This is a genomic window from Nostoc sp. S13, assembly GCF_029379315.1.
In the GTDB taxonomy this organism is placed as follows: Bacteria; Cyanobacteriota; Cyanobacteriia; order Cyanobacteriales; family Nostocaceae; genus Nostoc.
The window spans coordinates 74,836-86,831 of record NZ_JAQYWQ010000011.1 but is presented as its reverse complement, the minus strand read 5'-3'; the positions used below and the strand labels follow the sequence as shown (position 1 = coordinate 86,831).

Sequence of the window (11,996 nt, the reverse complement as noted above, 5' to 3'; positions counted from 1 at the left end):
GCGGTTGTGGAACCTGCAAGGGCAACTGCTGCAAGAATTCAAAGGGCATCAAGGCTGGGTCAGAAGTGTGAGTTTCAGCCCGGACGGCAAAACCATCGCCACGGCATCAGATGACAAGACAGCGCGGTTGTGGCCTGTGGAGAATTTAGATCACTTGTTAGTGCGGGGTTGCAATTGGTTGCATGATTATTTACAGAATAACTCGAATTTGGGTGAGAGCGACAGGCATCTCTGTGATGATATTAAGTAGATGGTTGGCAAAAGCCCTGGCGTTTAGATATTTCAAGTTCTCCACAGAGGCGGGCGATTATATTCAGTACAGGACTTACGCACTCAAAACCTGAAACCTAGATCCCCCCTAACCCCCCTTTTTAAGGGGGGTACTTTAAAAGCCCCCTTTTTAAGGGGGTTGGGGGATCTCTTGTGCGTAAGTCCTACAGTAGATGATCTGTAAGATCCGGGTGATTAGAAATCGCGGCTACAGGCAAAACTTACACTTCGACCCTTCTCTACAAGACGCTACGCGTAGCTTGCTTCCCGTTCGCGTAGCGTCTCCGACAGGAGAAGGGTACGGCAAAGCTCAGGGCAGGCAAGCTCAGTGACCGCCTCCGTGAGTTAAAACCTCTTGATTTTGTATTAGTCCACGGAGGTGGACTTTGCTTGTATAGTAGGGTACTCCTACGGAGAAGCAAGCTACGCGTCAGCGTGCCGGAGGCTCTATTCTATTCGCCCAATATTTTTTAAACTTTTAGAATTCCCTGCTTAATAAGGGATAGCGATTTTAAGCTGTTACACATTTAACTTGCATAATTAGGGGGGGCAAGATGCCCACCCCACAAGAGTTATATAAATTTTAGATATGTAAACTAGATGTGGTTTAGCTTAATCCAACTAGGAAAGTGCCAATATAGGCTTATATCGAAGTTGAAAAATTAACTGCAACGAATTCACGATGACAGACGCTAAAAATGTAATCGATGGAAACCTAGAGGCTTGCTGTACTTCTCCCATAACTGGGTTTTACCGCGACGGTTTTTGTCGCACAGGTGGTCAGGATTTCGGGTCACACGTTATATGTGCCCAAGTGACATCAGAATTCCTGGAGTTCACCAAATCGCGGGGGAACGACCTCAGCACACCGGCTCCTGATTTTAATTTTCCTGGACTCAAGCCTGGCGATCGCTGGTGTTTATGTGCTTCTCGCTGGCAAGAAGCTCTCGAAGCTGGCGTTGCTCCACCCGTGATTCTCTCTGGAACCCATGCTAGAGCTTTGGAAGTGGTTTCCCTAGACGAACTGAAAAAACATGCTCTAACTTGGTCTTGATTGGGCATTGGGCATGGGGCATTGGGCATGGGGCATGGGGCATGGGGCATTGGAAGAGGAATTTTCCCCCTGCTCTCTTATCTCCCTCATCTCCCCATTCCCAATACGGTTCGGTTAAGGCAAGAGACGCGATAAATCGCCGTCTCTACAAAGGACTGATATTGTAAAGACGGCGATTTATCGCGTCTTTGCGATCTAGGGTGTTTCATCAAAAAACCTTATCCGAACCGTATTGCCCCCACTGCCCACTCTCTAGTTCAAAATTAACTCACTGGAATTTGCAGAGGTAGTTCTAATACATTGGCAACCATAGCAATCAATTTAGTGGGGTCAATTGGCTTAGATAAATACTGCTGAAACCCTTCTGTTAGCCCTTCTAAGCGGTCTTCCTGTCGCGTGTATGCTGTTAAAGCGATCGCTGGGATACATCCGCCTTTTTCTGGTTCTAAAGAGCGCAGTTTCCGAATCAGTGTATAACCATCTTGTTCTGACATGCCGATGTCGCTAATCAGGATATCTGGTTTTGCTTGTTCAACTACTGCTAGCGCTTCATCAACTGATGCTACCGCAGTGGCGATCGCTCCATACTCCTCAAACAGAAAACTGAGAAAGTTACGGGTATCTCCTTCATTATCTACAACTAAAACTTTTAATCCAGCAAGCGGCATCGATGCCACAGGGGAGGAAATTTCTCCTGTGGCTTCTCTACTCCCCCTGCTACCCCTATTGTCTTGTAGCAGTGGTAGTCTCACAGTAAAGTTTGCTCCTTGTCCAGTGCCTAAACTTTGGGCAAAAATTGTACCCTTGTGCAGTTCCACTAGATGACGGACGATCGCTAGTCCTAATCCTAGTCCATTGTGCGATCGCGTTGTGGTGCTGTCTGCTTGCCGGAAACGCTCAAATACTTTGGGCAAAAACTCCGAACTGATGCCAATGCCCGTATCAATAACTTGAATTTGGGCGTATTTGTGGGCTGTCTGTTGTTTTTCACCACAGACTACTGACAAATTCACTTCTACCCTGCCACCCTTTGGGGTAAACTTAATGGCATTAGTTAGTAGGTTCCAGACAATTTGCTGTAACCGGGCTGGATCGCCATAAACTGACCCTACCGAAGTATCCAGAACAGTATTTAATTTAATATCTTTTGGTTCTGCCAGGGGACGCACTGCCTCTAAGGCTGCCTCCATCACTGAGATCAGATTCACCGCAGATACATTTAACCGCAACTGACCACGGATAATCCGGGATACATCCAAGATATCCTCAATTAGTTGCATCTGAGATATAGCGTTGCGTTCGATCGCCTCTAAGGCGCGGGAAGTGGCTTTGCCATCAAGTTTCTTAGAGCGGAGGATTTTTGACCAGCCCAGCATAGAGGTTAGAGGTGTGCGGAGTTCGTGGGAGAGAACGGCGAGAAACTCATCTTTCATTCGATTTGCTGCTTCTGCTTCCTGTCTTGCCGTCTGTTCTCGAATCACTTGAGCGCGGACTTCTTCTGCTTGTTTGCGTTCAGTAATATCTTCGAGGGTGCCTACATATCCCAGCAATTCTCCTTGACTGGAAAGCATCGGTGATGAGCGAACCTGAACCCAACGGATGCTACCATGAGCAGTTTGAAAGCGAAACTCTTCAGAGTAGTCACGATTTTCACGAATGTAGTCAAACCAACTAGCAACTGCTCGTTCTCTATCTTCTGGATGAACAGATTCTAGCCATCTTTTTTCTAAACTCTCTGCCGCTTTCAAGCCACAAATTGCCTGATAGCGGGGATTAGTATACCTACAGCCTCCTTCAGTATCAATTTCAAAAATGCCAACGGGTGAACAGGTACTTAGCGATCGCAATCGTTCTTCACTTTGCCTGAGTGACCCATTCACAGCTACCAGCTGCGCGGCTTGCTGCTTGACAGCTTCTGTTTTCTTAAATAGTTCTACGAATACTGTGACTTTAGAAGTCAAGATATTGGGGTCTAATGGTTTGAGCAAATAATCAACTGCACCCAAGGCATAACCTTTAAATAGCATTTGGTCGCTAGTGCTAAAGGCGGTGAGAAAGATAATTGGAGTGTGACGCGATCGCCCCCGATTGCGAATCAAGGTAGCAGTTTCAAAGCCATCCATCCCTGGCATTTGCACATCCAGCAAAATCACCGCAAAGTCTTGATGCAGCAGACACCTCAAAGCTTCTTCCCCAGAAGTAGCTCTCACGAGATTTTCCCCTAGTTTTTCTAGGATTGCCTCTAGTGCCAGCAAATTTTCTAGCTTATCATCCACTAGGAGAATGTTTACTTTGGGTTCCATCTGCATGGGTTTATTTCCGTGATAAGTGACAAAGCTTGACCATTTGGGAAGCAATGTTTGAAAGTGTCAAAATCCAGTCTACTGCAACAGCAGAGATTGCTGCCTCTGGCATAACGTTGCTCTGGGCTGTGGCAGGTTCCTGTACAATAGTAATTCCTCCCCGCGCTTTTATTTTTTTAAGACCTTGCATACCATCTTGGTTTGCTCCTGTCAATATTACACCGATGACTTGCTGATTGTAGACATCGGCTGCTGACTCAAATAGCACATCAATAGATGGTCTAGCATAGGAAACAGGCTGATCAGTCGAAAGAGCAAAGTGATCTAGTTCAACCAGCAAGTGATAATCTGCTGGAGCTAGGTAGATATGTCCTGGTAGTATTTCGTCTTTGTCTTCCACTTCTCGAATTGGTAACAAAGTGGATTCTTGTAATAACGCCTGGAGTGTGTTGTTAGACTCCTTGTGACGGTGTTGCACGATCGCGATCGGCACTAGGAAGTCTGCTGGTAAGTTCCCCAGAATAATTTTTAATGCTGATAACCCGCCCAAAGAAGTACCAATTACCACAATTTTAAACGACACTTGCCTAGTCCTGATATCTGTAGAATGTGGGTTTCAATCTTAGTGTGATTTGATGGCTGTTGAAGAAGAATTCAGAAGTCAGAATACATTCGTTAGAATGCAATCAGTGAGGGATTCAGACCCGCCACTTTCTTGTTGACCACAAAACAAGAAAATTTGGTGGGGGTCTTAAACGCCGTTTATTCATCCACCAGTCGCACAAAATACCCAAGTGAATTCTGGCGACTGGCACCTTTATTCTGTTTGATAAAATCTTTTTAGCATTCTCCAGTTCCACCACAGCTACTAACTTACCTTTCTTTGCTTTTATACCAACTACTGAAAATTATATATTTTTGTCATTTGCATGACAATTAAATATTTTATCATTGTGAAATACTTCACAGAAAAATATTATATTTAGGCTTGGTAAAATCTTAAATAATGCCAGAATCGATACATTGTGGGAATATTTTTTTGCTAACTAACTAACATTTAGAATTTTAATTATTATTGTTTTGACAATTCATAAAAATTTACCTAAGCTAAAAGATAAGTTAAGCAAATCAACAAACGACAGCGATTTGGTTTAGCTACATCAAAAATTGCTGTTGCAGGCTATGGGCATGAGGAAATTAATTGCAATCAAAGTTATTCAATGTAGGCAAGTTTACTAAATTTGTCTACAAAAAGCTAAGACATGATTAAGCGTATTGCACCGCGCAGATATTGAACAGATTTCGGTCAATTATGGATGGATACTTGTGGTGATGTTAGTGAGTATCCATCAATCATTGAAGTTTGACCAGCGATTTGAGATTTAGGATTTGAGATTTGGGATTAAGGTCTTCTGGTTTATGCTCCATCAGGTACGGAATAAATCTAAAAAACGCTCGATAACTCCTTGGCGGAGCCTCTCCAAGAGTTGAGGCTGCGCTATCGGTAATCCAAAATTGATTGATCAAAGTGCGATAGATATGTCCAGGAGAATAGAATGCTTGAGTATTTGACATCTTTGAACGACCACAATTTACCCTATCCAGATACGATTCATCCCATCCTTGTCCATTTCGTAATTGCGATGGTATTGTTTTCCTTTTTCTGTGACGTAATTGGCTATTTTACTGGTAAAGCCAGTCTTTTTGAGGTGAGTTGGTGGAATATGTTAGTTGCCACGATCGCCATCTTCGTCGCGATTATTTTTGGTCAGTTTGAAGCGGGTTTAGCACAACCTTACACCCTAGCCAAATCCGTGCTGAATTTGCATACACTTATTGGTTGGTCACTTTCGGGAATCATCACAGCGATTACAGCTTGGCGCTATGTAATTCGTGCCCGCAACCCGCAAAAAGTACCAATTTATTATTTGGGAGCCGGACTAGTTTTGACTCTGATAGTTGGCTTGCAGGTATATCTCGGAGATGAACTTGTTTGGGTGTATGGATTGCATACAGTGCCAGTTGTGGAAGCATTAAAGGATGGTCTGTTGCGATGAACTCAGAACTGATTGACCAATTGACCGGCTCTTTAGGCGCAAACGGATTACCTTACACAATTCCCATTCATCCCAACTTAGTCCATTTGACACTAGGTTTATTCATCATTGGGATAACGTTTGATATTGTTGGTGTTCTGTTCCCCTTTGAAAAATGGGTCTTCAAATTTTTAGCAATTACTGTGGAACGTGACAACTTATTTGATGTTGGCTGGTACAACATGCTAGCTGCCAGCATCATTACATTTTTCACAGTGACAGCAGGCTTTTACGAAATGCTGTTGGCAACACCACCAGCTGATATGAAGAGTGCCTGGGGATTGCAGGCAATGGAAACTATGCTCTGGCATGGTGTAGGTGGTGTCTTGTTATTAGCGCTAATTGTTGGCATGACCATCTGGAGAGGATGGCAGCGCTTTGTTTGGGGCAAAAAAGAATATAAACAGACAGATAGAGAAGTGCAATGGATCTATTTGTTCGCAGGCATAGCAATCATGTTGATTATGTACGTCCACGGGACATTAGGGGCGCAAATGGCTACCGAATTTGGCATACACAATACAGCAGATAGTTTGCTGCGATTGCACCAAGACCTCAACACAACACTTAAATAAGTCATTTGCCCCATGCCCAATGCCCCATGCCCCATCCCCCATCCCCAATGCCCCATGCCCAATGCCCAATAACCAATGACCATGAAAATCCAAAAGATTTTAAATATTTTGACACTGCTTACAGGCGCGATCGCAGTGACTTCTATGAGTCTCTGGATCGGCAAGCAGGCTTACTCCTGGCTTCCTCCCCAAGCAGCGGCCGAATCCCAACTAATTGATGATTTGATTAGCTTCTTAGTAACCCTCGGTGCCTTCATCTTCTTGGGAGTAACAAGTACTCTGATGTATTCTGTGATCTTCCATCGGGCAGTCAAAGATGACTTCACCGACGGCCCCCCAATTCATGGCAACGTCACCTTAGAAGTTGTCTGGACAGCAATCCCAATTCTTTTGGTGTTTTGGATTGCGGGCTACAGCTACCAAGTTTACGAACAAATGGGGATTCAAGGCCCATCGGAATTAGTTCACCTGCATAATCCATTGGCAATGCAATCGGCTTATACAGAACCAAAAGATGTAGCAGCTAACGCCTTAGCAGAACCCGTTGAGAAAATCGACGTACTAGCTAAACAGTGGGCGTGGGTTTTTCATTATCCTGAAAGAGATATTACCAGTACCGAATTGCATTTACCGAGCGATCGCCGGGTACGTTTAGCACTGCGATCGCAAGACGTTCTCCACGGCTTCTATATACCTGCATTTCGCCTCAAGCAGGATATTATTCCCAACCATGCGATCGACTTTGAATTTACTCCCATCCGCCCCGGACAATACCGATTGACCGATTCCCAATATAGCGGCACATACTTTGCGACGATGCAAGCGAATGTGGTTGTCGAATCTCCTGAAGATTATCAACAGTGGCTAGCCCAAGCTGCAACCCAAAAGCCATCCCTAGCAAATAATCAGGCAGCTTCTGAGTATGCCCAAAGATCCAATCAATCAGTCCAAACTGGTTGGGTTACAGTTCCACCTGCTGCATCTCCTCTAGTCAATTCCCCTGGTTGAAAGGAAAATAACCCATGACTAATGTTCCTATTGAAGGCATCCTTCTCCCGAATGAGAAGCCTAACCACGAATCTCCAAGTAGCTGGAAAGAATACTTCAGCTTTAGTACCGACCACAAGGTTATTGGTATCCAGTATCTCGTTACCTCCTTTTTCTTCTTTCTCGTCGGCGGTATCTTTGCGATGGTGATGCGGGGAGAACTGATGACACCCGAATCAGATTTAGTCGATCGTACCGTCTACAACGGTATGTTCACCATGCACGGCACTATAATGCTGTTTTTGTGGACATTTCCTTCACTGGTTGGTTTTGCTAATTATTTAGTGCCACTGATGATTGGGGCGCGAGATATGGCATTTCCCCGCCTCAACGCCGTCGCCTTTTGGATGGTGCCAGTAGTCGGAATTATCATGATGGGTAGCTTCTTCGTCCCTGGTGGCCCAGCCCAAGCCGGTTGGTGGTCTTACCCGCCAGTTAGTCTCCAGAATCCCACAGGTAACTTGATTAATGGTCAAGTTCTCTGGCTCTTAGCGGTGGCAATATCCGGCGTATCCTCAATTATGGGCGCAGTCAACTTTGTCACCACAATCGTCAAGATGCGGGCCCCAGGAATGGGCTTCTTTCGGATGCCCTTGTTTGTCTGGGGAGTGTTTAGCGCCCAGATTATCCAACTATTCGGACTACCTGCACTGACAGCAGGTGCAGTGATGCTGCTACTCGACCTCACAGTTGGCACCGCCTTTTTCGACCCCGCCAAGGGAGGGAATCCAGTAATGTTCCAGCATTACTTCTGGTTCTACTCCCACCCCGCCGTTTACGTGATTATTTTGCCCGTCTTTGCGATTTTCTCAGAAATCTTCCCGGTTTATTCACGTAAACCTCTATTTGGTTATAAAGTAGTTGCCATTTCATCCATCTTGATTGCAGTAGTCAGTGGCATTGTTTGGGTACACCACATGTACGTCAGTGGTACATCAGGCTGGATGCGGTTGATTTTCATGCTGACGACGATGTTTGTATCTGTACCCACAGGAATTAAAGTATTTGCCTGGGTAGCGACTATTTGGGGCGGTAAACTGCGGCTAAATACCCCCATGCTGTTTGCCTTGGGCGGATTAGTCATGTTTGTCTTCGCTGGCATCACAGGCATCATGCTTTCTTCCGTGCCCGTTGATGTCCACGTTAACAATACCTACTTTGTAGTGGGACACTTCCACTACGTCCTTTATGGCACCGTGACGATGGGCTTATTTGCTGCCATCTACCACTGGTTCCCCAAAATGACCGGACGGATGTACTCCGAAAGCTGGGGTAAAATCCACTTTTGGTTAGCCTTCATCGGCACCAACCTCAACTTTTTACCCATGCACCCATTAGGATTGCAAGGAATGTTACGCCGAGTTGCTTCCTACGCCCCAGAGTATCAATTCTGGAATATCATCGCTAGCCTTGGCGGATTTCTCTTAGGAATGTCCACCTTGCCCTTCATATTCAACATGGTAATTTCTTGGATGCAAGGCGAGAAAGCACCAGCTAATCCTTGGCGGGCAATTGGACTAGAGTGGTTAGTTTCTTCACCCCCCCCAGTAGAAAACTTTGAAGAAATTCCCATCATCATCTCCGAACCCTACGGCTACGGCAAATCAGAACCCTTAACAGCCAACCTCCCAGAATAACCGCAAAGGGAAGACGCAAAAACCCTCCGCGTCCCTCTGCGCTTCCCTTTGCGTTCCTTTGCGTTTCAAATTCCCCCTCAACCTAAAAGCAACAGTGGACACCTATATCAATCCTCATGAATTGCAGCACACAGCCGCAGAACACAGCCACGACGAAGAAGGCAACAAAATGTTTGGCTTCATTGTCTTCTTACTGTCCGAAAGCGTCATCTTTTTAAGTTTTTTCGCCGGATATGGCATTTACAAAACAACAACTCCTAACTGGCTACCAACTGGTGTTTCTGGACTAGAAATAAAAGAACCAGCAATCAACACAGTAATTCTTGTCGCCAGTAGCTTTGTGATTTACTTAGCAGAACGCGCCCTTCAACGCCATGACTTAGTGAAATATCGCCTATTTCTCTTGGCAACAATGGCGATGGGAACTTACTTTTTGGTTGGACAGGCGATTGAATGGAACGGTCTTGCCTTTGGCTTCACCTCCGGGGTATTTGGTAGTACATTCTATCTACTAACAGGTTTCCACGGTTTGCACGTTTTCACAGGTATTCTGTTGCAGTTGATAATTTTGGTACGTTCTTTCATACCTGGCAACTACGATACAGGTCACTTCGGCGTCAATGCAACTTCGTTGTTCTGGCACTTCGTCGATGTTATCTGGATTATTTTGTTTCTCCTTATCTATGTTTGGCAGTAAAGATTAGACTTCTTGTGAGAATACAGTCTAAGGATATTTAGAATCACAGATGCATACAGATAATTCATCGGTGTGCATCTTTGTTAAGCACTTCCATAAATAAATTATCTTTTATTTATATTTTGTATTATTTATCTTATAATTTTTTGTCAACCCGTAATATTACTTAAATTTGTTTGCTTGATCAATCAAATAGCTGTAAAGTAAAAATTAATTTAGACTTATTGGACTTGAAGGATTTTACATCAACTAAAAGAAATATTTTAGTTGACGTAAAACCTTGCAAGCACGACTATCTTGTGGAACAACACATACAACAATGTTTTATAACTTTTTTGAAAATAAATCTGTGAAAAGAAGACTAGCATTTCTAGCAATTCTGCTATTTTTGGTAGGATTACTGATCAATCCAGGGTTAGCCAGAGCTGATGCAGTCTCTTCATCTGTAAAGCGATCAGAAATAATTGATCCGACAAGTAAAACAAAAGGTAAATGGGACATAGTTCCCAAACCTGTAAACCAAAAAGATTGGATTCAAGGTGTTCATACAGCACTTTTGCCTAATGGCAAAATACTAATTGTCAATGGCAGTAGTAATCGTAACACCTTGAATCAAGAAAACAAATTTGTAGATGGAGTCAACGGGAGTGATGAGCAAGTAATTAATAATTCAGCCTTGTTCGATCCTAAAGATGCTACATTTAAACGCATTGCTTCGCCTCCTGCGATCCAAAATGGACAAAGCAATGATCCTTTTTGTTCAGGACACATACACCTAGCAAATGGGAATATTCTCTTTATTAGTGGCTCTAATCGCTACTACCCAGGTGAATTATTTGAAGGCTCAAAACAGACTAACGTATTCGACTGGAAAACTGAAACCTGGTCAACAGTTGGGCCACTTAAAGAGGGACGTTGGTATCCTAGCCCTGTAACTTTAGCTGATGGGAAAATTGTTATTTTCTCTGGTTTAAAATATGGCAAACCTGGTCAAATTACTCCAAGCATTGAAATCTACGATCCCATAACTAAGAAATTTCAATATATTGATCTGACCTATGTAAAAAATAGTCCCTTCAATACCAAAGTTTCCCTAGAAGCAGATACTTACGACAACATTGATGTTTATCCCCGTGTCTTTCCTACTGCTGATGGCAAGCTACTAATTACAGGTGATGGTGCCGGTAAATTTCCTCTTGAGGTTCACAAGAGCAAAAAGAGCTATTTGATGACTGTTAACACAAGTAATCCCGAAAAATTTACCGTCAGCTTTGAACCAGGCCCCGACAGACAAGCGATATCAAAGGTTTACGGAACTGGGCTGCTTGATCCTAATAACGAAGGAGATGTTTTACTTATTGGGGGTATATTAGGCACCAATGACATTAACTTTGGTAGACCTTATCTAGGCAAGACCAACACTGATTTAGAAGCAAAGGGAGTAAAGATTGCTTCCAGTTTAGAACGTTGGGTTTCCCCACAACATACTGATAAGTCGACTGGGGAATGGAAAATCGTTGAGAAGTTCCTCGATAAGCCTCGGGCGATGAATTTGGCTGTAATTCTGCCCACCAAAGAAATCTTAACCATCAATGGTGGTGAATTTGCAGAATACAAGCCGGTCTATGAGCCATTACTGATGACTCAAGATAAGTTTTCTCCAGGAGGTTATAAAACTACTCCGATGAATCCTGGCAAGTTTCCCAGGTTGTATCATAATGGCGCTCTTTTGTTACCAGATGCTCGTGTTTTAAGTATTGGTGGCAATGCTAGTCGTGCAGCTAGACAAGAAGATGGAACAGTTCGGGTGGATGTGCTGCCAGATCCCAAAGAGTATTACAAAATACCACAATTGAAAGACAAATCAGGGAATGTTCAAGAGTTCTCTCTGGCTCATTATTACGAAAATCCTCAAGATTACTTCGTAGAAAACGACCCAGAACCCTTTGTACCTGCTGAAATTTGGCAAGCAGAGATATTCAATCCACCTTATCTGTTTAAGGATGGCCTTCGTCCAGAAATCACAACTAATCTGCAAACACTTAAATACGGTGAATCAAGGGAAATCTCAGTCAAAGATGGTACTGCCAACGGGTCTGTTGTTCTAATTAAGTTGGGTAGTGTTACTCACGCTTTTGATTATGGGCAACGACTAGCAGATTTGCAGATAGAAAAAGTTTCAGATGATAAATCCTCTATCAGCTTTAAAGTACCCACAAACGCCAACCTTTATCCACCTGGGTACTACATGATTTTCTACGTCAATAATGACGGCTTTCCTTCTCACGCCAAGATAGTGAACCTAGAAGCGTAAGTA

At 43.8% G+C, this 11,996-nt stretch carries 11 protein-coding genes; 9 read left to right on the top strand and 2 right to left on the bottom strand.

Annotated features, from left to right (window positions below; translation table 11 throughout):
* The coding region (locus PUQ00_RS06285; protein ID WP_300414255.1) for a hypothetical protein at nucleotides 1-250 on the top strand (250 nt) is incomplete at its 5' end.
* 702 nt (nucleotides 251-952) lie between these two features.
* On the top strand, nucleotides 953-1,324 hold the full coding sequence (locus tag PUQ00_RS06280) for a DUF2237 domain-containing protein (protein WP_300414253.1): 372 nt from the start codon (nucleotides 953-955) through the stop codon (nucleotides 1,322-1,324).
* A gap of 263 nt (nucleotides 1,325-1,587) precedes the next feature.
* Here PUQ00_RS06280 and PUQ00_RS06275 read toward each other — a convergent pair whose 3' ends face one another.
* Together PUQ00_RS06275 and PUQ00_RS06270 are read right to left on the bottom strand one after the other, a co-directional pair.
* A complete protein-coding gene (locus tag PUQ00_RS06275) occupies nucleotides 1,588-3,633 on the bottom strand; it encodes a response regulator (protein ID WP_300414251.1) in 2,046 nt (681 codons plus the stop codon).
* 4 nt (nucleotides 3,634-3,637) lie between these two features.
* Nucleotides 3,638-4,210 (bottom strand): chemotaxis protein CheB, encoded by a 573-nt coding sequence (locus tag PUQ00_RS06270; protein ID WP_300414249.1) that lies wholly within the window; start codon nucleotides 4,208-4,210, stop codon nucleotides 3,638-3,640.
* Between the two features lie 973 nt (nucleotides 4,211-5,183).
* Here PUQ00_RS06270 and PUQ00_RS06265 point away from each other — a divergent pair.
* The 7 genes from PUQ00_RS06265 (at nucleotide 5,184) to PUQ00_RS06235 (ending at nucleotide 11,993) form a co-directional block, all read left to right on the top strand.
* Nucleotides 5,184-5,684 carry a DUF2231 domain-containing protein gene (locus PUQ00_RS06265; protein WP_300414247.1) on the top strand — a complete coding sequence of 167 codons (501 nt, stop codon included), beginning with the start codon at nucleotides 5,184-5,186 and terminating at the stop codon, nucleotides 5,682-5,684.
* Entirely contained in the window at nucleotides 5,681-6,298 is a 618-nt protein-coding gene (locus PUQ00_RS06260; RefSeq protein WP_300414245.1) for a DUF2231 domain-containing protein, read from the top strand. The genes PUQ00_RS06265 and PUQ00_RS06260 overlap by 4 nt, the downstream gene beginning before the upstream one ends.
* Nucleotides 6,299-6,303: 5 nt before the next feature.
* Nucleotides 6,304-6,516 carry a hypothetical protein gene (locus PUQ00_RS06255; protein ID WP_300414243.1) on the top strand — a complete coding sequence of 71 codons (213 nt, stop codon included), beginning with the start codon at nucleotides 6,304-6,306 and terminating at the stop codon, nucleotides 6,514-6,516.
* A complete protein-coding gene (locus PUQ00_RS06250; protein ID WP_300414241.1) occupies nucleotides 6,443-7,306 on the top strand; it encodes a cytochrome c oxidase subunit II in 864 nt (287 codons plus the stop codon). The genes PUQ00_RS06255 and PUQ00_RS06250 overlap by 74 nt, the downstream gene beginning before the upstream one ends.
* Nucleotides 7,307-7,320: 14 nt before the next feature.
* Nucleotides 7,321-8,982, top strand: a complete 1,662-nt coding sequence (ctaD, locus tag PUQ00_RS06245; protein WP_300414239.1) for a cytochrome c oxidase subunit I — start codon at nucleotides 7,321-7,323, stop codon at nucleotides 8,980-8,982.
* Between the two features lie 94 nt (nucleotides 8,983-9,076).
* On the top strand, nucleotides 9,077-9,679 hold the full coding sequence (locus PUQ00_RS06240; protein WP_300414238.1) for a heme-copper oxidase subunit III: 603 nt from the start codon (nucleotides 9,077-9,079) through the stop codon (nucleotides 9,677-9,679).
* Nucleotides 9,680-10,028: 349 nt separating this feature from the next.
* Complete coding sequence (locus PUQ00_RS06235; protein WP_300414236.1) at nucleotides 10,029-11,993, top strand: galactose oxidase-like domain-containing protein; 1,965 nt, start codon at nucleotides 10,029-10,031, stop codon at nucleotides 11,991-11,993.
* Nucleotides 11,994-11,996: the final 3 nt, after the last annotated feature.

Bases quoted from the DNA above. Each gene is read 5' to 3' on its own strand.
- PUQ00_RS06250 (WP_300414241.1), top strand. From the start codon at position 6,443: ATGAGTCTCTGGATCGGCAAGCAGGCTTACTCCTGGCTTCCTCCCCAA.
- PUQ00_RS06280 (WP_300414253.1), top strand. From the start codon at position 953: ATGACAGACGCTAAAAATGTAATCGATGGAAACCTAGAGGCTTGCTGT.
- ctaD (WP_300414239.1), top strand. From the start codon at position 7,321: ATGACTAATGTTCCTATTGAAGGCATCCTTCTCCCGAATGAGAAGCCT.
- PUQ00_RS06275 (WP_300414251.1), bottom strand. From the start codon at position 3,633: ATGCAGATGGAACCCAAAGTAAACATTCTCCTAGTGGATGATAAGCTA.
- PUQ00_RS06260 (WP_300414245.1), top strand. From the start codon at position 5,681: ATGAACTCAGAACTGATTGACCAATTGACCGGCTCTTTAGGCGCAAAC.
- PUQ00_RS06265 (WP_300414247.1), top strand. From the start codon at position 5,184: ATGCTTGAGTATTTGACATCTTTGAACGACCACAATTTACCCTATCCA.